Here is a 22,059-nt window from a genome sequence, read left to right as displayed (position 1 = left end):
AAAAAATAGAATGGCGCGGTCGATCAACCTTGGTTGATCAGCCTGCCCTAGCCTGCATTCGCAGTGATATGAAGATGAGTGATCGACGGAGTGCCGATGATTTGGGCGAAAGCATAGTCAGGCATGGGCTTGTGAAAGTAATAGCCCTGCATCAGATAGCAGCCGCTGTTGCTGAGTATGTCGAGCTGCTCCCGGGTCTCGACGCCCTCCGCGATGACGCGCAAGCCCAGGCGGTTGGCAATCGAGAGAATGCCGTCGGCAATCGCCATGCTGTTGGAATCCGAGGCGATGTTCTTGACGAAGGACTTGTCGATCTTGATGCTGTCGACCGGCAGGCGGTTGATGTAGCAGAGGTTGGAATAGCCAACCCCGAAGTCGTCCAGGGAAATATGCACGCCCAGCTTGCGCAGCTTCGTCATGACGGGCACCACCACCTCCAGGTCTTCCAGCAGCAGGCTTTCCGTGATCTCCAGCTCCAGGCAACCCGGGTCGACCTCGAACTCGCGCAATATGCTTTCCACCACGTCAGGAAAAGACGCCTCCCTGAATTGCTTGGCGGAAATATTGACCGCGATCCGCTCCAGCTTCAGCCCCTGCGCGCCCCACACCTTCAGCCGCTTGCACACTTGCCGCAAGGTCCACTTTCCAATCGGCAGGATGAGGCCGCTCTCCTCCGCGATCGGGATAAAGCGATCGGGCAGCACCACGCCCCTCTCCGGCTGGTGCCAGCGCAGCAATGTTTCCGCCCCAATGATCCTGCCGGCCTGCACGTCGATCTGCGGCTGGAAATACAGGCTCAGTTCATTGCGCTCCAAGGCGCGGTGCAAGGCGGCCTCGAGGAAAAAGCGCTCCCTTTCGCAGCCGATCACCTGTTCGGAATAGATATAGACGTCCCGCGCATCGGACTCGCGGCACGGCAGCAATGCGGAAGAGGCGTGCGACAACAGTTCTGGGCTTTGTTCCGCATGCCATGGATATACCGCAACCCCGATATTGCAAGAGAGGATGACTTCGCCGCCATCGGTCTGGAAAGGCTTGGAGAATAGGGACTTGACCTCTTCCACCGCCTTGAAGATGCCCGCATCGGCAGAATCATGGCTAGTATGCAGGACGGCGAACTCCTCCCGCTTGAGGTGCGCGACCGGCATCCGGTCGTTCAAGCGCTGCGCAATGCCATTGAGCAGGATGGCAGCGGCCTGTTCCCCCAGCACCTCCGTCACCTGCTCGAACCGCGCCACCCTCACCACCAGCACGGCCACCTTGCGTAAAGGATGCCGCCGCGCATGGTCGACAAACTGCTCGAGATGTTCCAGGAACAGCGATTTGCCAGGCAGGCCGGTCACGGCATCGTAGGCATGGTCCTGCAAGGGATTGTGCGCACCCTCCAGCCTCGAAGTCACAGCAGCAAATAATTGATCTGCTTGCACCGGATATTGATTGCGCGAATCACTGGCAATGCTACCATTCACCATATGCTGCTGGCGTCCATCCGACTTGCGCTCGCCCTTTCCGCTCTTGGGCGTGCCGTCGAGGTGATATCGGCTGGGCCAGATTGTTTGTGGAGTGACGCCTATATGCTCGGCGATCAGACGCTCATAGCGAGGACATGGGCTGTAAAGAGCATTGCTCAACGTTGTGCGTGACAAGCCGTACCGCCTGGATAGCGCCTGCAAGTTGGTTTTGGTCTTGCGCACGGCGGCAATGATGTCTGCCCGATGCCAATCTCCAGTTATCAATTTTTTTTCATCATTCATAGCGACTTGTTGCCAAACATCCAGATTGATGATCAATGAAGATGAGTTATTAAAAGACATCCTAATTCGGATGTCAATAGTAAATAGTCGGAAAATTATTTGTAATAACGGAGAAATAATAACGATGAACCATGAATATAAAAGCGTTTATGGGCCATTTACCCCATCCGGAATAATTTCCGATTTTTAGAAGAATTCGGATGAGTGGAATATCAAAGAAGTTACTCAAGGTCATTGGCGGGCAATCTGCAAAATCCTGGGCCGAACAAAACGGCCTTCCAGTGCAAACTGTTCATGAATGGCTTAAGCATGACCGCATGCCGCGGGGAGCCAATTTCCAGCTATTGATCAACGCAACCGGCATTGCCAAGGAATGGTGGGTTTCCGACAGCGACCATCCCCCTTCCCTTTCGCCACCCAATACCGCACCGCAACAGGCAACGGCCTGCAACCCCTGCATCAACAAATCTCTGCTGCATGGCTGCATTGAAGCCTGCAAGCACTTCTACGGTTCGGATTTCAGCTCCGCTCCGGAGCAAGCGCAGATCAGTTATGCCGCGGATTGCTACAATGCCGTGATCGCCATGGTGCAGGACAATTCACCGAGCCCGGCGAACTCCGTGCAGCTGACAAAGGAAGACATAGGGCACTTGATGAAAATCGCGATCAAGCTCGGGAAACTGCACAGCTTTACAAAGACTTAGGCTGGTTGCGGCGATTACGCGGTAAAATGACCCCAATTCAAACCAACAATATTGCCGTCCATCAATGAAGCTCAACCTCTGGCTGCTCATGATCATGTTGCTTGGCAAGCGCGAACGCACCTTCAACATCGTCGCCACCACCTCGCAATACGGCGTGCAGAAAATCCTGGCCGTGGACGGCAGCAACGTATACGGGCAATCCCTCAATCCCGAGGGCGCGCTTTCGCGCAACGTGATCGCCAGCCCGGTCGAGCGCTTTCCCTACCAGAACATCGTGGTCGAATACCGCTACTCGGTAGCAGGCAACAACCGCTTCCGCCGCTACACCTCGCTAGGCAGCCTGATGCTCGCGCTTCCGCTCATCCTCACCCCCATCTACCGCTGGACTGCCAACATCAAGCACTTCCTCGGCAGCGTGTTCCTCAACCGCAGGCCGACGGAAACCCGCGAACGCTACGACCTGCTCAAATACATCGTCGCGCACAAGGCCGTCTCCGAAACACCGTTCACGCTCAACGAACTCATGGGGGAAATGGTCGGCTACCTTTGCTTCACGCAGGAAGACCGCATCTGGTACATGCAGAAAATGAAGTACCAACTGGCCTCGCTGGTGGAAACGCATGACTTGGAAATGACGGCCAAGGGCCATTACAAGGTCACCGGCCTGGCATGGAAAAGCCTGAGCGACTTCCAGGAGGAAAACCGCAGGCATCGCGACAGCGCGCGCATTCAATGGGTGATCGTCTTGCTGACGATGGCGATCGGGCTATTCGCGATTTCCAATACCGGCGTCGTACGCCTGCCGGTATTGCTGGACCTTGAGCAGGAGGCCCACCAGGTCAAGAACATCGTGCAATCACACTGGCACTCGCTGCTGCAACACGACGAGCCTCCCCTTGACGAGCAGAAGGCGCTGGACTCCATCATGATGCTGCGGACGGAGCCGCAAAGCGTCGAGCAGATCATCCCCACGCCTCCGGCAGAAAACAGCCCGCCAGAAAAGAAAAAAGCGGATTAATCATCCGCCCCCGCCTTACTTTGCCTGCTTGATACGCTCCACCGCTTCCTGGGCGATCTTCTGATATTGCGGAATCACCTTCTGGTTGAGCTCGCTGGTCAGCTTCATCGACTCCGCCGCCAGTTGCGGCATTTTCTGGTTGATGGACTTGCCGGCGGGCGAACTATAGAAATTGATCGCGGCCTGCAGCTCTTCCTGCGTGAACGTACGGCGGTATAACGGCAACACCAGCTTGACGATGGCGTCGTAAGACAAATTCTCCTGCTGCACCTTCACCGCCTTGTCGCCGGCCTCCTCCGCGATCCTCTTCTGCTTGTCATTCAACTGCTGGTATTGCAGCGATTGCAGGAGGTTGTTCCGCAACGCCGTATCGGCATTGGCGCGCATGGTCTCCAGGGCGCCCTTGACGTTAGACACCTCCATGAACTTGAAAATCAGCTCATCGGAAGGCGTGGCGGCATGCGCGCTGCCCAGCATGGCCAGCATACAGATGGCGAGCGTTTTCTTTAACATTTGAATCTCCTGTCTTAATCAATATGGTCAACCACGACAGTCCCAGTCGCGAAACGCAAGATTATCATTTTTTTCATTTCAAGGGCATTCCGCCAAGGAAAAACCGCATGCCTCGGCATCACATGATACGGAACAACCGCAGCGTATCGCCAGGCGGGCTGAAAATCTTGTATTCCTGGGAAATGCCGTTTGAAACATTGATCTCCTCGGAACTTGGCCTGCCCTGGCAAGAACCGCGTCCGGTATCCACCTTGAGCACGTGCTTGCCGTCGGTGAGGAAGAACGTCACATATTCCCCCGGCATGATGGTGTAGGAACGGATGTTGTCGATATAAAGCTCGTTCTCGCAACCGATCCCGATTTCCTTCGGCGCAGGGTCGCGGCGCACCGTGACATACGCGCCGGTAAAGAATTTGGGATAGGACGCATATACCCGGTCAGGCGGCACCGGCGTACTTGATGCATTCTGTAGCGCAACCCCGGCACATGCGCTCAATGAAAGTAAAAGCGCCGACAATATTATTTTTCTCATGATGACCTGACAGATGGGTATTTCCAAAAGACTGCCAATCCGGGGTTAGGTTCAGTGAACAAGCGATTTTAGGATTGGAGCTCAAGCCAAGCCCGGATGCTTCTCATCATTTTCTCTAGCCCAAAATCATGACGATCAGTACCTCAAACTAAGTCATCTGTCGCATAGGCTTTGCCCCGCAATCAGCGATGATGTGTGCCGCTTCATTGTAAAAGCATGTTAAGCAGCTCAGGCATTTAAGCAAAAAATAATCAAGCAAACCTATTGGAGAAGAAAAGATGAGAACTATCATATCCGCCCTCTGCCTCGCATTCGCCGCAACGGGCGCACAAGCCGCAGATCAGATTGAAAGAATGACGGCAGAAAAAATGCAGTCATTCAGGCCGGCTCAAATCGACTGGAAGGATGAGCCGATTCTGCCCAAGGGCGCCAAAAGCGCACTTATCCTCGGCGACCCTTCCAAACCGGGCGTCTTCATTGCCTGGCTCAAGTTTCCTGCCAATTACCCGATTCCCGCCCATACCCATCCATTCACCGAAGTCATCACCGTGCTGAAGGGCAAGTTAGGCAATGGGATGGGCGACGTTCTGGACAAGAAAAAAGGTGAAATGCTGAAAGTGGGAGAAAGCTTTGTATTGCCTGCAGGCCATGCGCATTACGTATGGACGGAGGGTGATGAAACCATCGTGGAATTGATTGCCACCGGCCCTTGGGATATTACCTATACCAACCCCAAGGATGATCCCAGAAAGAAGTAATCCAGGGCAAGGTTCAATTGAGCCTTCTACCTTTGATATACCCCTCGACTAGGAAACCACATAGACGAGGGGTATATTTATAGCCGCCGGCATCATTGCAGTATTCCTGGGCTTTGATTCTTCCAAGCCGCTGATAGTGAACCTGCTTGGGCATATCAGCAAACTGATGCACGGTGGCATCCCTAAGCGCTAGCGAATCCAGAGCGGAGCCGTCATAAACCACGCTCATGCCTAACGTTGCTCTTGACCCGTCGCCAGCATCTTCAGCCGGAATTTGCACCAGAAACACCAACTCAGGATATGCCTTGTCCTTTGCAAGCACAGCTATATTCAAGGCATCTTCAAAAAATCCCTCAATCCAAGCCGAGCTGGATTGAGTCCTGTCATTCAGGTAGACCACTTCCAAACGCTCGGGAGCCTCGCGCACCTCCAGCACCTTATGAGAAACTTGCTTGATCCTATCGTCCAGCGCCCTATTTTCAGAGCCATTAAGTAAATCGTTGATCATCAAATAACCACCCCCCGCGGCAATTGCGCTAAGTACAAGCAACCACTTAAACGAAGATGCTTTCTGATAAAACCGCATTGTCATATTTTCATTGTCGGATATGAGTGTTAGTCAGGGAGATTTTACCTTCAACCTGCAAGTGGCATGAGATTAAAAATCCACCCGTCATGCATATGCTCATCGATTAATCCTATCGAATCAGGTTACTATATATGTAGACTTGGCCTTTAAATTTCCCATCGTTGATATCTGCAAAGCATTCTTCGCACGCTAGGCTCATCTCATGAGCTAAACAGACTAGAAGCCTGAGTCAAATTTACATCTCCGCCAAGTAACTTAGTGGCGTCCAGGCACAGAAGCGCCTGGAGACCCTTCCGGCCTCTTTGCGGCCAGGATCTATTCAACCTAAGCATTAGAGGAAAAAATGAACATCATCCATCAAGCGTTAATCGCAACAACAGTCTTTATTTCGATGCAAGCTCATGCCGCATGGCCTGACAATGTAGTCACTCCGGTAAGCGCTATAGCCTCAAGCACCCATTTCACGGTCTCTGCTAACAGCTTGATCGACAACTCCGGCCTGAACGGTGAATTGCATGGCGGCAATTGGTCGGATATGTGGATCAAGGCACTTATCCGTTCGACACCACGGCCCAGTTGACCTTTGACCTCGGCCAGACTTTCAACCTCGGAAGCGCCTTGATCTGGCAATACAATTCCGATATCGATTACAACCGCGGCGTTAAGGACTTCTACATCAAAGTATCCAACGATGGCATCACCTTCGAAACCGTTGGCGATCTGCGCACACTGGCCGTTTCCACAGGCGGCGATATTCCTGCGCAAGTAGTGGACTTCACCGCAACAGCCCGCTATGTGCAATTCGATATTCTGACAAACTTTGACTCCCAATGGCCTTGGGTAGGTTTGAGCGAAGTGAAATTCGTCACCGCACCAGTGCCGGAACCAAGCACCTATGCCATGTTGCTCGCTGGTGTTGGTCTTTTGGGATTTGCAGCGCGACGTAAAAAGGCTTAATCTGCTTTAATAAAATTAAAGAAGCCTATCGGTGGTTTGCGGTAGGCTTCTTTCTATGCCAAATCAACTTTAAATGGTTGTTATAGCTAGCGGTACGATGTTATCAATATCAATCCGCCGCAATGTCAGTTATCACACATGCTGCACCAAACCTGCCATGAAAAACTAAAGATGCTCAAGCTGATACGAAGTTGGCACCGTTAGAAAATGGAAAGCTTCAGGATGCGGGAAAACAATCTAAGCAATTGATTTGGTGCCCGGGGCCGGAATCGAACCGGCACGCCCAAAGGGCGAGAGATTTTAAGTCTCTTGTGTCTACCAATTTCACCACCCGGGCAGGAGATGCTTGAGAAGCCCCGAATGGAGCAGCGCGTATTCTATCACTTGACGGTCATGGTTGAGTAGCGCGAAATGATAAATCTCAAGCCCACGCTTATTCCAGAAGTGATTCCCTTCTTGGCAAACACGGTCCTTCAGGAAAAGAAATGCCGATTCGACCTCTTGTCCGCAATAGTAGTTTGGGGCAGTTCAGGTAAAAAAAGATCGCTCAGGCAGGGCTGACCGACGGTCTACTCTTATAAAAGGCTTAAGCGGGCAACCTAAACCGCCGTTTTGTATCAATGCAGATTGCTGACTTGCTGCTGGATATCTTCCACGCTGGCTTTGGACAAGTCTTTGGAAACTTCTTCCACCACCAGTTTGCGCACTTGGTCATTCAGCTTATCGCGTAACAACCCCAGGAATTTTGGTTGGGCAATCACCTGTAATCTTGAAAAATGGTGATGATTATAGTGTTCAGTGAGATATTGATTGACCTCTTCGGCGAACAAGGATGCTTCATGTACTTTAGGCGTCACAACAGGCTCATACGTATTGCCTTGCGTGCCAGCGCTACCAAAAAAGCGACCCTTGCCATCCGTTCTTAGCTCTCTATTTTGAAGTTGGCCAGCCCCGTTCCTTAAATCCATGATCTCGGTAGGCGCATGATGAGCTTGCATCTCAAAAATGCGAGCGCGGCTGCTATCAGCAACGAGAATCCAGGTGGTATCCATGATGAACCCCTTTCCATAAAATAGAAGAGAAAGTCCAATGTTACGAGCCGGCGCGGGTAACGACATTAGGAAAGCGGAGAAACTCCATGTAAGAAGCTGTTACCCACCACCTGATGCCAGCTACGCTTCAACCGCGCTTAAACAATGCTTTTAAACGTTTCTACGGCCGGCAAAGTGATCTGGACCAAGGTGCCTCGCTTACTCAGCGGTGTACTCAGAACAACTTTTCCGTCATGACGCCGCACGATTTCGCGGACGATGGATAGGCCAAGACCGCAGCCCTCTGGGCCTTCGTCCAGGCGATAGAAACGGTTGAATACGTGCTCGCGCTGATCCGGCGGGATGCCGGGGCCGTTGTCTTCCACTTCGATCACGACCTCTTGCTCCTGCTGCCTGCAGCGGATGGTGATATTGCCTTGCATGGGGGTGTAGCGTAGGGCGTTGTCGACCAGGTTGGCGAGCATTTCCTGGATTTGCCACAGGCTGCCGCTGACCTTGGCAGGATGCAGGTCAAAACCCAAGTCTATGCTTTTCGCATCGGCGCGCGCCAGCCATTCCGTCGCCATCGCCTCGATCGCGTTGCTGATGTCCAGCTCGGCGAACTTGTTGACTTCGCCCTCTCCTTCCGCACGCGCCAACGCCAATAGCTGGTTGGCAAGACGCACGATGCGCCGGGTGCTCACCACCATACGTTCATGAGACTGCATTCTTTCTTCCGGGCTTTGTTCGGAGGCCAGTTCAAGCTGCATCTGCAAGCCTGCCAGCGGGGTACGCAACTGGTGTGCGGCATTGGCCAGGAACTGGTTTTGCAGCTTGAGGGAATGGTCGAGCCGTGCCAGCAATGAGTTGAGCGCGACGATGATCTCGCGGACTTCCACCGGGGCCTTGCCTTCGTCCATGGGACTGAGGTCGGTTTCGGAGCGCGCGTTGATCTGGGCGCGGATTTGCGCCAACGGCTGCAGGCCCCGCCCTACCCCGATCCAGAGCACGACGATAGAGAAAATCGCGAAAATGAGTTCGGGCACGATCATATGGATCAGCGTCTTCTGCACCAGACGGTTGCGCTTGTAGGTAGTTTCCGCCAGGTAGAGCACGGCATCCAGTGATGGGCTCTTGATGGCGACGACGCGGATTGGGTCGCCCTGGTATTCGACTTCGTAGAAGTACGGCTTGTTGTCGGCGGAAGGAAGCTGAATGGGCAGGTCAGCCACGCCTGCAATGAACTGGCCTTGGAGGTCGAAAATGGCGGCCTTGGCCGCATCGTAGCTATCCTGCTCGCTACGCAAGAGATTGCGCTCGATTTGCGGATAGGCCTCATGCCACTTGCTAGGGTCGTTCGGCAGCGAACGCTCCAGGTTGTACGCCAGCTTGAGCAGGTGCTGGTCGTACACTTCGCGCGCGGGCTCAAGCGCCATGAAGTAGTCGGTGAGGATGCCGACGGCCACCAGCGCGCTCAGCGCCACCAGCAGCCAGCGCAGCAGCTTGCGCCGTAGGCTGTTGGCCGCTTTCATGGCGCCGGTTCTTCCAGCAGATAGCCGAAGCCGCGCACGGTGCGGATCTGGATGCCATGGGCGTCCAGCTTGCTGCGCAGGCGCGAGATATAGACTTCCACCGCGTTGAGGCTGATGTCCGTCTTCCAGTCGCACAAAGTTTCGATGATGGCCTCCTTACGCACCACTTTGCCGAGGTTGCGCAACAGGTAGACCAGCACGTCCCACTCGCGGATCGAGAGTTCGATCGGCTCGCCAGCGACGCTGGCACGCTGGGCGCCGAGGTCCACCACCAGCTTGCCGCAGGCCAGGGTGTTGCGCTCGCTCAACGTATGACGGCGCAGCAAGGCCCGGGTGCGCGCATGCAGCTCGGCAAGCACGAAGGGCTTGAGCATGAAGTCGTCGGCGCCGAGGTCCAGGCCGTAAATGCGGAAATCGACATCGTCGCGCGCAGAGATAATGAGGACGGGAATGCTGCTGTTGTGCTTGCGCAAGCGGCGCAGCACCTCGAAGCCGTCCATGCCCGGCAGGCCGATGTCGAGCAGCAGCATGTCGTAATGCCCGGCCTCTATCATGGCGTTGGCCTTAGTGCCGGTTTCCGCCAGGTCTACGGCATAGCCCGCCTTGGAGAGCGACTCGCAAGTGCCCTCGGCGAGGATGGCATCGTCTTCAACAACCAATATGCGCATGGTTTTCCTTAGGTTAACAGGCTTAATAAGCACTCTGGGTGCTGGCGCTCCTGGGATAATGGCGGTAAATCCAGCCGAACGCCACAGGCAGCACCAGCAGGGTCAACAAGGTAGTCGTGACCATGCCGCCCACGATCACCAGCGCCAGCGGGCGTTGCGCCTGCGAGCCGATCGCATGGGACAAGGCGGCGGGCAGCAGGCCCAGGCCGGCCAGCATCGCCGTCATCAACACCGGGCGCAGGCGCATGGCGGCGCCTTCGAGAATAGCCTCGTCCAGCGCGTGCTCCCCCTGATTATACAAACTCTTGATATACGAGATCAGGATCACGCCGTCCTGGATGGCGATGCCGAACAGCGACAGGAAACCGATGCCGGCGGAGATGGAAAGCTCCTCTCCTGCAAGATAGAGCGCGGCAATGCCGCCGATAGTGGCGAACGGCACGTTGAGCAGCACCAGGCTGGCATCCTTGGCGGAACCGAACGCTGAATACAGCATGATGGAGATCGCCAACAGGGTCAGCGGCACGATGACGGCCAGCTTCTTGTGCGCCTCTTTCATCTGGTTGAACTGCCCGTCCCACTGCGTGCGGTAGCCGCGCGGCAACTCGACCTGCTCCGCCACCAGCTTCTGCGCCTCGGCTGCGGCGCTGCCTAGGTCGCGGTCACGCACGCCGAAGCGGATGGCGATGAAGCGCCGCCCGGATTCGCGGTAGATGAAGAACGGGCCGTCGCTGAGCTCCACCTGGGCCACCATGGAGAGCGGGATGCGCTGCCCGTCCGGCGTACCGACGAACAGGCGCTGGATCAGGTCCAGGCGGTTGCGCTGGCCTTCGGGGAATCGCAAGGCAAGGTCGAAGGTACGCTCGCCTTCCAGCACTTTGCTAATCGGGTTGCCGCCGATGGCGTTCACCACCAGCGCCTGCACATCGGCCACATTGAGGCCGAAACGCGCGCTGGCTGCGCGGTCGACGCGGATATTCATGGTCGGCTGCCCCAGTTCGCGGAAGATGCCGACATCGCTCATGCCCTTGATGCCTTGCAGGATAGCCTGCACTTCCAGCGCTTTTTCATGCAGCACCTCCAGGTCGTCGCCAAAAATCTTGACCGAGTTCTCCCCTTTCACGCCCGACAAGGCTTCCGCCACATTGTCCTGGATGTATTGCGAGAAGTTGTACTCGATGCCGGGAACCTGTTGCAGGTAGGCCTCCACCCGGCGTACCAGGTCGCTGCGCGTGACACCCTGCGGCCACAGTTCGGGCTTTTTCAGGTACACCCCGAACTCGACGTTGAACACCCCGGTGGCGTCGGTGCCGTCGTCCGGGCGGCCGATCTGGGCCACGACGGTCTTCACTTCCGGCTGTTCGCGCAGGTAGCCGCGCACCTGGGTGGCGAAGCCTGAGGAATATTGCAGGTCCACCGTATTGGGCAGGCTGATGCGCAGCCAGAGGTTGTTTTCCTCCAATGTCGGCAGGAAGCTGGTGCCCAGCCGACTGGCGCCGAACAAGGCGACGGAAAAAGCCAGCAAGGCTGCCAGCGCCACCAGGCCGGGGTTGCGCAGCAATCTTGCCAATACGGGGCGGTAGAGCTTGACCAGGACGTTGATCATGCCCGGGCGATGCTCGAGCTTGTCCGGCTTGAACAGGAAGGAAGCCGCCGAGGGAATGAAGGTCAGGCTCAGCACCATGGAGGCGAGCAAGGCGAGCCCCATAGTATAGGCCATGGGATGAAAGATCTTGCCTTCCACGCCGCCCATGATGAACAGCGGCGCATAGGCCATGATGATGATCATGGTGGAGAAGATCATCGGGCGCTGCACTTCCGCCGCTGCCGCGACGATGGTCTGGCGCAGGTTGCTGGTGCCGTTTTCCATGCGGCGCATGATGTTCTCGATCACGATCACCGCCGCATCGACGATCAGGCCGAAATCGATCGCGCCCAGCGAGATCAGGTTGGCGGGAATAGCCAATACCATGCCGGCGAAAGAAACGCTGAGCGCGAGCGGGATCACCAAGGCCACGGCCAATGCCGCGCGCAGGCTGCCGAGAAAGACGAACAGCACGATCAATACCAGCGCCATGCCGAACAGCAAGGTGTGGTGCACCGTGCCCATGGTCAAATCCAGCAGCTCCTGCCTATCGTAGAAAGGCTCCAGCTTGATGCCTTGCGGCAGGATGCCGCCGCGGTTGATCTCGTCGACCTTGTGGTGGACGCGCTCCAGCATTTCCGAGGCATTGCCGCCGCGCCGCATCAGTACAATACCTTCCACCGCGTCAGGGTCCTGGTTGTATTGCACCACGCCCAGCCGCGGCGCGAAACCGAACTCCACGCGCGCCACGTCGCCCACGCGGACCGGCAGGCCGTTACGCGAGACGATCACGATATTGCGCACATCCTGCAGGGTCTTGATCAGGCCGATGCCGCGCACCACGTACTGCTGCTCCCCTGCCCGCAGGTTGCCGCCGCCCGCATTGGCGTTGGCGTTGCTCAGCGCCTCGACCAGCTCGTTGAGCGAGATATTGTAGGATTGCAGCTTGCGGATGTCGGGCAGCACCTGGTATTGCTTGGTCGGGCCGCCAAAGCCGTTGATGTCGGCAATGCCGGGCACGGTTTTGAGCTGGCGGTAGATTTCCCAGTCCTGGAAGGACTTGAGCACCATGACATCGTCGCCGCTCTCCGAGGCCACGCGATAGCGCAACACCTCTCCCAGGGCGTCCGCATCCGGGCTCAGCTCGCTCTGCACGCCGTCCGGCAATGAGGCGCTATCCAGGTGCAGCTGCACGTTCTGCCGCGCGGTGAAGGAATCCGTGCCGTCCTCGAATTGCAGCGTCACCACCGACAGGCCGAACAGCGATACCGAACGGAAGGTCTTGAGCCTGGGCAGGTTGGCGAGCGCGGTTTCCACCGGCACGGTGATCTGCCGCTCCACCTCGTTGGTGCCGCGTCCCTGCCATTGGGTGATCACCTGCACGTTGAGCGGCGAGATATTCGGATAAGGCTCGATCGGCAGCTTGGTGAAGCTGATGTAGCCGAGCACCAGCAAGCCGATCGACAGCCCGAGAATGAGCAGGCGCCGGCGCAATACGCCCGCGATGAAGGCGCCGGTTGCCTGCACTACATGGCTCCCGAGAGCTTCTGGTTGAGCAGGGTTGCGCCGCGCACCACCACCTTCTCGTTGGCGGACAAGCCTTCCGTGACCGCAACCAGGCCTTCCCGGTACGGCCTGACGCTTACCTGCCGCCTGCGGTAATTGCCGTCAGGCGTTTCCACGATCAGGTAATCCACCTGCTGCGAGCGCACCACGGCATCGACCGGCACCAGCAATGCCGGACGCTTGCCGACATTGAGGCTGGCCGTGGCGAACAAGTCCGGGCGCAATGCGCCGTCATTCGCCACCAGGCAACGCACGCGCAACGTATTGGTTTCCACGTCCAAGGTGGGAGACAGGATATCGACGCGCGCGCTATAGCGCTTGCCGGGCAGCGCCTGCACCTCAAGCTGCAATGGCTGCCCCTGGCGGATGCGCTGGTAATCCTGTTCATAGACGTTGCCGAAAAACCAAAGCGTGGAAGTGTCGGCGAGCGACATGAAGCTGTCGCCCAGGTTGATGAAAGCGCCCGGGTCGAGGTTGCGCTGCGTGACCACGCCGCTGATCGGCGCGCGCAGCAACAGGTGCTCATTGACCCGCCCGCTTTGCTCCAGGACGGCAATATCCTGCTCGGAAGCGCCCATCACCCGCATGCGCTCGCGCGCGGATTGCAGCGTGGACTCGGCATCCTGCGCCAGTTCCTGCGTCGCCTTGCTGGCTTGCAAGGTGCGCCAGGTATTGCGCGCCAGCAGCAGTTCGTTCTGCGCCGAAACGTATTCGGGGCTGTAGAGCGCCGCCAACGGCTGGCCCTGCCGGACCTGCGCGCCCTCGAACACCAGGATGCGGTCCAGCCTGCCGGCGATGCGCGCCGATACCAGGTGTATCTTCTCGGCATTGAACGCCAGCCGCCCCATCACGGGCACCACCTCATCGATTTCGCGCTGCTCGGGCAAGGCGCTGGCAAAAAAATCCGCAGCGACCTTGTCCGCGCTCAGCGCTTCTTCTTTCTGCGCTGGTTGGCTCACGGCTTCCGGCTCGAGCGACGTGGTTGATGTCCACGGAATCAGCCAGCCTCCCAGCCCTACGCCCGACATAAATGCCAGCGGCAACAAGAGGCGCTTCATGGCGATTCCATCCCCTGCCCTATTGCCGCATCCAGCGCGGCCTTGGCTTGCTGCAGCGCGCTATCGACCCAGGCGGCTGACAGCTCGGTGTCGCGCAGGTTCTGCTGCGCCAGCAATAGCCCGTTGAAATCCCCGGCGTTGTTTGCATAGCCGTTCAAGGCGAGGCGGTAAGCGGCTTGCGCTTCCGGCAAGCGGCGCTGCTGCAACAGCTCCTTTTCCTTGATGACCTGCTGCACCTGGCTGTAGGCATTGGCGATCCCCAGTTGCACCTGGCGCCAAGCCAGCTCCGCCCCGGCCAGAGCGGAAATCACGCCTGCATTGGCCTCGCTGACGCCTGCTTTCTCGCGTTCGAAGAACCAGGTCGGCAGGATCAAGTCCACCTCCACGCCGTATTCATTGCCGGCCAGACCGTAGGGAGGATTGTTGCTGTGCTTGGTGAGGATGAGCTGCAGGTCCGGATAGTAGGCTTTTTTCGCCAGATCCAGGCTTTTGCGCGCCGCTTGCAATCGGTAGGCCGAATCGCGCAAATTGGGGTGCAGCCCCTGTGCCCGGCTGGTCAATTCAGCCAACGGCGGCAGTTCCAATTCCGACCATGTTTCGGTTCTGACAGCAAGAGGCTGAGCTGGGTCGCGCCCGATCAAAGTGTTCAGCCCCTGCTGAGTCTGCTCGATCTGGCGCTGGGTCTGGTAGATGTCGTTTTCCGCACTGCCATGCGCCACCTGGGCATTCATGTACTCCACGAATGCCGCGGCATTGTTGGCATAGCGCACCTTGGCCACCTGCTTGATCTGGTTGAGGCGTTCGATCGTGTTGCGGTTGATGTCGGCCTGTTGCTGCAGGGCGAGCAACTGGTAATACTGGCGCTTCAATTCTGCCAGCAGGCCCACATACAAGCCGTCGATCTGCGCGCCAGCGCTGCCTGCCTCGGCTTCCAGGATATCGGCGGCCAGGCGCTTCTTGCCCGGGAACGACATGGTTTGCGTCAAGCGGTAGCTCATGCCCTGGGAGCGGTCGATATTGAGCGGGCTGCGCGGCACCGGCGCCTGCTCCATGCCGATCATGGGCCTGTCCCATGCCAGCGCCTGCGGGATGCGCGCCTCGATCTGCACGCGCTCCTGCTCCGCCTGCACAAACTGCGGATTGCGCGCGCGCAGCTCCTGCGCCAGCTGGCGCAGGGTCAACGGCTCAGCTTCTTCCGCCTGTAACGGGGTGACACCCCATCCCGACGATGCCAGCACGGCCATGCACAGCAAACGGCTCCATCTTTTCTGCATGATGGCCGGATTGTAGGCAGGCGGTCCATACATCAACCTTAGCCTTGGCTGACAATAATCTGACGATACCTGCGCTTGTCATATGGGTTTCATATTGAAGGCGCACACTCCCGTGCACTCAAATACAGGCTCAACCTGATGATTCTTTTCCTCAGCTTCGACGGCGTATTGCACGCCACGGGAAAGCGCCGGCAGAAATTCGACAGGCTCGCGATGCTCGAGCAATGGCTAAGGCAGCATCCCGAAGTCAACATCGTGATCAGCAGCAAGTGGCGCAACAGCATGGACATTGCGGAATTGCGCCAGTTATTCAATGAGGACGTACGGCACAGGGTGCTCGGCGTCACGCCGGGACCGCGCGACCAGGCGCATGACCGCTACTGGCGCCTGAGCGAGATTTTCGATTGGCTGCAGTATTGCGGCACCCAGCAAGAATGGCTGGTGCTGGACGACGGCGTATTTCCCGAACGCTTCAACCGTCTGGTCAAGTGCAACCCGCTATTGGGCCTGACCGACCAGGACCTGGACTCCCTCACCCGCATCAAGAGGCAGTTGCTGGCGCAGCAGCCCGGCCAGCGCCTCAACCAGCTGCAAGACTGCGCTCTGGCATGAAGGCCTGCAGGCGCTGACGCTGCTTGCCTGCCGCATCGATATTATCCGGCGACAACCATTGCCGGTATGCCCGCGACAGCATAGCCCACTCGCTGTCGATGATCGAAAACCAGGCCGTATCCCGGTTGCGCCCCTTGTACACCACCGCCTGGCGGAAGATGCCCTCGAACTGGAAGCCCAGCCGCAACGCGGCAGTCCGGGAAGGCGCGTTCAGGCTGTCGCACTTCCATTCATAGCGCCGGTAGCCAAGGGTGTCGAACACATACTGCATCAGCAGGAACTGGGCCTCGGTCGCCGCCGTGGTCTTCTGCAATGCTGGCGAATACACGACAAAGCCGACCTCGACCGAGCCTGCCGCAGGAGCGACCCGCATCAGGGCGAGCGTACCAAGCGCATGGCCGGTGGCAGGATCGACGATCGCATAATGCTGCGGGTCTGCCGACGCCTGCAATGACGCGACATATGCGCGAAAATCGTCCAGGTTCTCCGGCCGCTCCAAGGGGATATAAGTCCAGTCCCGGCTATCGGCTGCCAATTGATATGCGGCAAACAGGCTTGCCGCGTGGCGATCGTCTATGGGCTCCAGCCGGCAATAGCGGCCTTGCAAGGTAACACGGGTGGGAAACGGGCGCGGCGTCCAGCCCGGCACGGGTTCCCCGACCGGCTGTCCGTATTCGTTGTTGTGATAGTTCATGGCGTCAGAACAACTGGTCCAGCCATTGCGCGATCACTTGCTCGAGCTTGGGTACAAGCTGCGGCGCCAACACCTGTCCCTGCTTGCGCAACTCCGGTATCGACGACCCGCCCAGCTCGCCGACGTGCCCGACATACCAGCGCTCCAGCCCTGCCGCCGTCACCTCGATATGGAATTGCAAGGCCAAGCCATGCTTGCCATAGGCAAACGCCTGGTTGGCGTACAGCGCTGATGACGCCAGCCGGACCGCACCTTGCGGCAGGTCGAAGGTATCGCCATGCCAATGCAGCACCGGCTCCTCCCCCAATGCGGACAAGGGCGATTGCCGGCCTTCCGCAGTCAGGCTCAACGGGCTCCAGCCGATCTCCTTGCCCGCTTCCCCGGCATATACCTTGGCGCCCAACGCCCGCGCCATAATCTGCGCGCCAAGGCATATGCCCAATGTCGGCTGCCCGTGTTGCAAGCGAGTCTCGGCCACGTCGGTCACCGTTTGCAGGAAGGGAAAGTCCGTCGTCTGGTAGACGCCGATGGGCCCGCCCAATATCACCAGCAAATCGGCATCGCGCGCCTGTTTGAGCTCCGTGCCCGTGGCATTGGGCGTATCGACGTAATGCACTTCGTAACCTGCGCGGCTGAGCAAAGGCGCAATTCCGTCGAGGTCCTCGAACGCGATATGGCGCAGGGCGATAGCGGTTTTCATGACATATTCCTTGTTATTGTGGTCAAGAATGAAACAGGCTTCATTTAACAACAAACGCAACTTGGACGATAGGTTTAGAAGATAGCTCAGCCGCTAGCCTGCCGCGCGAAAAGTCAGATTGATGCGTACATCGCCGGTCAACGGGTGCTGGCCCGGCTTGAGCGGCAGGATGCCATGGTAGCGCAACCTGGCCGGGCCGCCCCAGACCACGACATCGCCATGATGGAGCTCGGTGCGCAACACCGGGTCGTTCCGCCGCAGGCCGCCGAACAGGAAGGTGGCCGCCAGCCCGAGAGACACCGATACGATAGGCTGCGAGAAATCCTGCTCGTCCTTGTCCTGGTGCAGGCTAAGCTTGGCGCCCGCCTCATAGCGGTTGATCAGGCAGGCATCCGGCACGAACTGGTCGAACCCGACAGTAGCGGCGGCGGATTGGGCCAGCGCGGTAAAGGATGGCGGCATCGCCGGCCATGGCTTGCCGGACAAGGGATCATGGGCTGCATAACGGTACCCGGCGCGGTCGGACACCCAGCCCAGCGGGCCGCAGTTGCTCATTGCAACCGACATGGCCAGGCCGCCCGGCGTCTGCATATGCCGCCAGGGCGCTTGGGCTAATACGGTTTGCAGGTCATGCAGAAGCTGACGGTCCTGCTTGCCGGCAAAACCGCGCAGGATATAGGCGCCGGGGAAAAATGCTGCCGGGGTCGATGCCTCGCTGAACAGGTCACCGTGCATAGCGTTTATGCCTATCGCCCGTTGGCTTGTCTTCCGAATTCATTGGGGTTATTGGCTCCATCCTGAGCAGCTTTGTCTTTTCATGTCATATAGCCAGTCTAGCAAAACTCGGCAGGTGCGGGCTTGGTGTTTCTTGCGATTGAATTTATCGCCATCTGTCTGGCGAAGCGCGTTATGCTGCCATCCTCCCCGGCAACTTGAGAGCGCTTGATATCCATGCAATCCCCTTCAGAAGCCAGCCTGTTCCTGGCATCGATCGATCCCGACTGGGCTAGGCTGGTGGAAACGATAGGCCCCAGGCCCGACATGGCCCCCGACACGCAGGAGCCTTATGAGGCGCTGGTCAGGGCGGTAGCCTACCAGCAACTGCATGGCAAGGCTGCCGCCGCGATTCTCGGCAGGCTGCTGGAGTTGCATGGCGGACAATTCCCCTCGCCTGCCGCATTGCTGGCCACCGATGTCGCGCAATTGCGCGCCTGCGGGTTTTCCGGGCGCAAGATCGCGTACATCACCGGCTTGGCTGAGGCATCGCTCGCGGGAAGCATCCCGGACCATGCAACCGCGCTGGCAATGGAGGACGAGGCGTTGATCGCCCAACTCACCGCATTGCCGGGAATCGGGCGCTGGACGGTGGAAATGATGCTCATGCACACCTTGAGGCGCGCCGACATCCTGCCTGTCGACGACCTCGGCGTACGCGAGGGATTCCGCCGCATGAAGGGGTTGGGCACTGCTCCCACCCCGCGCAGCCTGCGGGACATCGGGATGGCGTGGAGCCCGCACCGCAGCAGCGCCGCCTGGTATCTGTGGCGCGTGCCCAGGGACTATCCTGCGCTATAAGCTGGATAAGTTTTACAGCAGGGCTATAAGTGCCGCTTCGCTAAATTCACGCTAGGCACTTGGCGCAACAAAGCCAGCAATCTCGTCAACTGGTCTAGGTCTGCAATCTCGATGGAAAAACTCATCCTGGCCTGGTTATTGCGGCTTTGCGTCTTGACCTGCGTCACATTCACCCGCTCGCGCGCAAACAGGTCGCTGATGTCGCGCAACAGGCCCTGGCGGTCATAGGCCTCGATATCGATATCCACGCCGGCAAGCTTTTCCTGGCGGTTGCCCCATTGCGTTGCCAGCAGCCGGCCGTGTTTTTCCTCAGGCAAGCGCTTGATGAACGGGCAGGCTTGGCGATGGATGGTCACGCCCCGTCCCCGCGTCACATAGCCGATAATCGCATCCGGCGGTGCGGGTTTGCAGCACTTTGCCATATAAGTCATCAGGTTGCCGACGCCTTCTACCAAAACACCTGAAGAATCGGTATCGCTTTCCGACTTGAGCAGGAACGGCACGTCCTGCTCAGACTTGGCCGGTAGCTCGCTTTGTACGGCCTGGGTGATCTGGTGCTCGCCGACTTCCCCGCGCCCGATCGCCGCCAGCAGCTCTTCCAGCTTGGGAAAATGCAGCTTCTGGGAAATTTTTTCCAGGTTGATATCGACCGCGCCCAGGCGGTGCAGCTCCTTGTCCAGCCGTAGACGGCCCTGGGCGGCATCCTCCTCGAAGTTCTGGTAGCGGAACCAGTGCCGCACCTTGGCGCGGGCGCGCGAGCTTTGCAGGTAGCCTAAATTAGGGTTCAGCCAGTCCCGGCTCGGCGCACCCTGCTTTGCCGCGAGAATCTCGACGCGCTGGCCGTTCTGCAGCTTGTAGTTGAGCGGCACGATGCTGCCGTCCACCTTGGCGCCGCGCGTGCGGTGCCCGAGGTCGGTATGCAGGATATAGGCGAAATCCACCGGCGTCGCGCCGCGCGGCAGGTCGACGACCCTGCCCTGCGGGGTCAGCACGTAGACCTTGTCCTGGAACAGCTCGTTCTTGAACTGGCCGATGGCGCCGCCGTCGTCGGACACGTCCTGTTTCCACTCGAGGATCTGCCGCAACCAGACGATCTTGTCGTCAAACTTGCTGTCGGCCTTTCCCCCTTCCTTGTAGCGCCAGTGCGCCGCCACGCCCAGCTCGGAGTGGTGATGCATTTCATGGGTGCGGATCTGGATTTCCAGCGGCAGGTTGCGTGGCCCGATCACCACGGTGTGCAGCGAGCGGTAGTTGTTGCTCTTGGGGCGTGCGATGTAGTCGTCGAACTCCTTGGGGATCGGCTGCCAGAGGTTGTGGATCAAGCCGAGCGCGGCGTAGCAATCCTTGATGTCGTCGACCAGGATGCGCACCGCGCGTACGTCATAAAGCTCGTTGAAGGAAAGCTGCTTGCGCCGCATCTTGTTGACGATGCTGTAGATATGCTTGGGACGCCCCATCATTTCCGCCTGGATGCCCGCGGACTGCAATTGCTGCTGCAATATATCCAATACCTCCTTGATATATTGCTCGCGCCCGACGCGCTTCTCCGCCAACAGCTTGGCGACTTCCTTATATAGCTTGGGCTCGAGGAAGCGCAGGGACAGGTCTTCCAGCTCCCATTTGATATGCCAGATGCCCAGGCGGTTGGCTAACGGCGCGAAAACCGTCTCCGCCTCGTGGGCGATGCGCTGCTGCTCTTCTTCAGGCGCGCCTGCGAGGCTGCGCAGGGTTTCCACCCGGTCGGCGAGCTTGATCAGGACGACGCGGATATCCTCGACCATGGCGAGCAGCATCTTGCGCAGGCTTTCGACCTGGGCCTGCTGCGCCTCACCGTCCTTCTTGCGGTCCTTGGCATGGCCGATGTCAGGCCGGCTGAAGCCCTGGATCTGCTCCATGCGCGCAATACCCTCGACCAGCGCCACGATCTGCGGGGAGAACGCTTCCTGCAGCTTCGCCTTCCACTCGGGCAGGTGCTCCGGGCAGGCATGGAGAATGGTCGCGGCAATGGTTTCGGCATCCATGCCCATGCCGGCCAGGATGGAAGCCACCCCCAGCACGTGGTGCAGGACCGGCACGGCCGTGAGTTCATGGTGGCCGGCATAGCGTGGCGCGGCAAAATCCGCGCTTTTGCGGATGAGCGCGACTTCTTCGGGAATAAATTGCTTGTCCAGCGACGCGAGCCAGGACTCGACATCGAGCATCCCTTGCTCGCTGGCTTGAGAGAGTAGATCAGGAACAAAAACCATGATGCATTATGTCATCAATTTGCCATCGTTGTATTCGACACTGCCTTTTACAACAGTTTTCCCCGGGAGTTCCCAACCCCTCCGGGAACCGCTTCCAGCCTTGCTGAAAATATGATCAGCCTGGGCTTGCGCTGCCCCCACAAGCACTTAGCGCCGCAATCCTGATAGCACCCACAATTTTATCCACAGAATATGTGCATGAAACAGCGCCATTGAACGATTCGGGCACTTTTTGGCCCGGTGACGGTCTAGATGGACTGGCAACACCCAATAAATGAATAACCATATGAGGAAGGCTAACATGATGAAACGTACTCTTGCCGCGCTGACCATGATCGGTGCTTTTTCTGCACAGGCCTATGCCGCTGAAGACGTGTCCAAGCTTGATCCCCAACCCGGGCAGTGGAGCACGGTGATCGCGATTTTCGATCACCTGGAGAACCACTACCTGTTGAAGACTTCCGTCCATGACGATATCGAGTCCTGTTCCGCCCGCCTGCAAAACACCGCGGAACAGATCAAGAAAGCCGGGAATGTGGTGTACACCGCGCCGCGCAACACCAAGGTGAGCTTCACCAAGGAAGAAGGCGTGGAAAACGAATCCAAGGTGCTGGAAATCCGCTGCGTGCTCGAACCGTTCCGCCCCGAGCGCGTGTAACCGTACGCGTTTGCTTAATCACAATGGCGCCACTC

At 58.2% G+C, this 22,059-nt stretch carries 22 protein-coding genes and 1 tRNA gene; 8 read left to right on the top strand and 15 right to left on the bottom strand.

Translation table 11 applies throughout. The features are described from left to right. Positions 1-47 precede the first annotated feature (47 nt). Positions 48-1,754: an EAL domain-containing protein gene (locus ACKF11_RS07115; RefSeq protein ID WP_407996502.1), complete on the bottom strand. Its 1,707-nt coding sequence runs from the start codon at positions 1,752-1,754 to the stop codon at positions 48-50. A gap of 200 nt (positions 1,755-1,954) precedes the next feature. On the opposite strand from ACKF11_RS07115, the gene ACKF11_RS07110 reads away from it, so the two are divergent. Both ACKF11_RS07110 and ACKF11_RS07105 read left to right on the top strand, forming a co-directional pair. Then, entirely contained in the window at positions 1,955-2,458 is a 504-nt protein-coding gene (locus tag ACKF11_RS07110; protein WP_407996501.1) for a hypothetical protein, read from the top strand. Between the two features lie 64 nt (positions 2,459-2,522). Continuing rightward, positions 2,523-3,476 carry a hypothetical protein gene (locus tag ACKF11_RS07105; protein WP_407996500.1) on the top strand — a complete coding sequence of 318 codons (954 nt, stop codon included), beginning with the start codon at positions 2,523-2,525 and terminating at the stop codon, positions 3,474-3,476. Between the two features lie 15 nt (positions 3,477-3,491). On the opposite strand, the gene ACKF11_RS07100 is transcribed toward ACKF11_RS07105, so the two are convergent. Then, the gene (locus tag ACKF11_RS07100) at positions 3,492-3,989 is read right to left on the bottom strand and encodes a DUF2059 domain-containing protein (RefSeq protein WP_407995232.1); all 498 of its coding nucleotides are present in this window, start codon (positions 3,987-3,989) and stop codon (positions 3,492-3,494) included. A gap of 118 nt (positions 3,990-4,107) precedes the next feature. Continuing rightward, the gene (locus ACKF11_RS07095; protein WP_407995231.1) at positions 4,108-4,521 is read right to left on the bottom strand and encodes a hypothetical protein; all 414 of its coding nucleotides are present in this window, start codon (positions 4,519-4,521) and stop codon (positions 4,108-4,110) included. A 368-nt stretch (positions 4,522-4,889) separates the two neighbouring features. Between ACKF11_RS07095 and ACKF11_RS07090 the strand changes: the two genes are divergently transcribed. Continuing rightward, on the top strand, positions 4,890-5,279 hold the full coding sequence (locus ACKF11_RS07090; protein ID WP_407996499.1) for a cupin domain-containing protein: 390 nt from the start codon (positions 4,890-4,892) through the stop codon (positions 5,277-5,279). 13 nt (positions 5,280-5,292) lie between these two features. Here the strand turns inward: ACKF11_RS07090 and ACKF11_RS07085 are convergent, their stop codons facing one another. Next, on the bottom strand, positions 5,293-5,787 hold the full coding sequence (locus ACKF11_RS07085) for a hypothetical protein (RefSeq protein ID WP_407996498.1): 495 nt from the start codon (positions 5,785-5,787) through the stop codon (positions 5,293-5,295). 424 nt (positions 5,788-6,211) lie between these two features. On the opposite strand from ACKF11_RS07085, the gene ACKF11_RS07080 reads away from it, so the two are divergent. Then, positions 6,212-6,448 carry a hypothetical protein gene (locus tag ACKF11_RS07080; RefSeq protein ID WP_407996497.1) on the top strand — a complete coding sequence of 79 codons (237 nt, stop codon included), beginning with the start codon at positions 6,212-6,214 and terminating at the stop codon, positions 6,446-6,448. Further along, complete coding sequence (locus tag ACKF11_RS07075; protein ID WP_407996496.1) at positions 6,406-6,825, top strand: discoidin domain-containing protein; 420 nt, start codon at positions 6,406-6,408, stop codon at positions 6,823-6,825. Before ACKF11_RS07080 ends, ACKF11_RS07075 begins: the two co-directional genes overlap by 43 nt. Positions 6,826-7,076: 251 nt before the next feature. Here the strand turns inward: ACKF11_RS07075 and ACKF11_RS07070 are convergent. The 7 genes from ACKF11_RS07070 to ACKF11_RS07040 all read right to left on the bottom strand — a co-directional run bounded on the left by ACKF11_RS07070 (position 7,077) and on the right by ACKF11_RS07040 (position 15,539). Beyond that, positions 7,077-7,162: transfer RNA gene (locus ACKF11_RS07070), tRNA-Leu, on the bottom strand. 280 nt (positions 7,163-7,442) lie between these two features. Further along, complete coding sequence (locus ACKF11_RS07065; protein ID WP_407996495.1) at positions 7,443-7,877, bottom strand: host attachment protein; 435 nt, start codon at positions 7,875-7,877, stop codon at positions 7,443-7,445. 137 nt (positions 7,878-8,014) lie between these two features. Continuing rightward, positions 8,015-9,388 (bottom strand): sensor histidine kinase, encoded by a 1,374-nt coding sequence (locus tag ACKF11_RS07060; protein WP_407996494.1) that lies wholly within the window; start codon positions 9,386-9,388, stop codon positions 8,015-8,017. Continuing rightward, a complete protein-coding gene (locus ACKF11_RS07055; RefSeq protein ID WP_309565097.1) occupies positions 9,385-10,056 on the bottom strand; it encodes a response regulator in 672 nt (223 codons plus the stop codon). Before ACKF11_RS07055 ends, ACKF11_RS07060 begins: the two co-directional genes overlap by 4 nt. Before the next feature lie 22 nt (positions 10,057-10,078). Next, positions 10,079-13,168, bottom strand: a complete 3,090-nt coding sequence (locus ACKF11_RS07050; RefSeq protein ID WP_407996493.1) for an efflux RND transporter permease subunit — start codon at positions 13,166-13,168, stop codon at positions 10,079-10,081. Next, positions 13,168-14,265, bottom strand: coding sequence for an efflux RND transporter periplasmic adaptor subunit (locus tag ACKF11_RS07045; RefSeq protein WP_407996492.1), 1,098 nt, complete (start codon positions 14,263-14,265; stop codon positions 13,168-13,170). The genes ACKF11_RS07050 and ACKF11_RS07045 overlap by 1 nt, the downstream gene beginning before the upstream one ends. After that, complete coding sequence (locus tag ACKF11_RS07040) at positions 14,262-15,539, bottom strand: TolC family protein (RefSeq protein ID WP_407996491.1); 1,278 nt, start codon at positions 15,537-15,539, stop codon at positions 14,262-14,264. Before ACKF11_RS07040 ends, ACKF11_RS07045 begins: the two co-directional genes overlap by 4 nt. A gap of 138 nt (positions 15,540-15,677) precedes the next feature. Between ACKF11_RS07040 and ACKF11_RS07035 the strand changes: the two genes are divergently transcribed. Then, on the top strand, positions 15,678-16,151 hold the full coding sequence (locus ACKF11_RS07035; RefSeq protein ID WP_309565093.1) for an HAD domain-containing protein: 474 nt from the start codon (positions 15,678-15,680) through the stop codon (positions 16,149-16,151). Here the strand turns inward: ACKF11_RS07035 and ACKF11_RS07030 are convergent. The 3 genes from ACKF11_RS07030 to alkB form a co-directional block, all read right to left on the bottom strand. Then, on the bottom strand, positions 16,120-16,845 hold the full coding sequence (locus tag ACKF11_RS07030; protein ID WP_407996490.1) for a GNAT family N-acetyltransferase: 726 nt from the start codon (positions 16,843-16,845) through the stop codon (positions 16,120-16,122). The two genes, ACKF11_RS07035 and ACKF11_RS07030, sit on opposite strands and share 32 nt — an antisense overlap. 4 nt (positions 16,846-16,849) lie before the next feature. Beyond that, positions 16,850-17,545, bottom strand: a complete 696-nt coding sequence (locus ACKF11_RS07025) for a glutamine amidotransferase (protein WP_407996489.1) — start codon at positions 17,543-17,545, stop codon at positions 16,850-16,852. 93 nt (positions 17,546-17,638) lie between these two features. Then, the gene (gene alkB / locus ACKF11_RS07020) at positions 17,639-18,280 is read right to left on the bottom strand and encodes a DNA oxidative demethylase AlkB (RefSeq protein WP_407996488.1); all 642 of its coding nucleotides are present in this window, start codon (positions 18,278-18,280) and stop codon (positions 17,639-17,641) included. Between the two features lie 216 nt (positions 18,281-18,496). Here alkB and ACKF11_RS07015 point away from each other — a divergent pair, with 216 nt between their 5' ends. Next, the gene (locus ACKF11_RS07015) at positions 18,497-19,120 is read left to right on the top strand and encodes a DNA-3-methyladenine glycosylase family protein (protein ID WP_407996487.1); all 624 of its coding nucleotides are present in this window, start codon (positions 18,497-18,499) and stop codon (positions 19,118-19,120) included. Between the two features lie 23 nt (positions 19,121-19,143). Here ACKF11_RS07015 and ACKF11_RS07010 read toward each other — a convergent pair whose 3' ends face one another. Further along, positions 19,144-21,366 carry a RelA/SpoT family protein gene (locus ACKF11_RS07010; RefSeq protein WP_407996486.1) on the bottom strand — a complete coding sequence of 741 codons (2,223 nt, stop codon included), beginning with the start codon at positions 21,364-21,366 and terminating at the stop codon, positions 19,144-19,146. 301 nt (positions 21,367-21,667) lie between these two features. Between ACKF11_RS07010 and ACKF11_RS07005 the strand changes: the two genes are divergently transcribed. Next, positions 21,668-22,024, top strand: coding sequence for a hypothetical protein (locus ACKF11_RS07005; protein WP_309565087.1), 357 nt, complete (start codon positions 21,668-21,670; stop codon positions 22,022-22,024). Positions 22,025-22,059 lie beyond the last annotated feature (35 nt).

It is taken from the genome of Methylobacillus draconifructus (assembly GCF_045984385.1).
GTDB lineage: Bacteria > Pseudomonadota > Gammaproteobacteria > Burkholderiales > Methylophilaceae > Methylobacillus > Methylobacillus flagellatus_A.
Note: the sequence above shows the minus strand (reverse complement) of the source record. Positions and strands in the feature narration are given on the sequence as shown.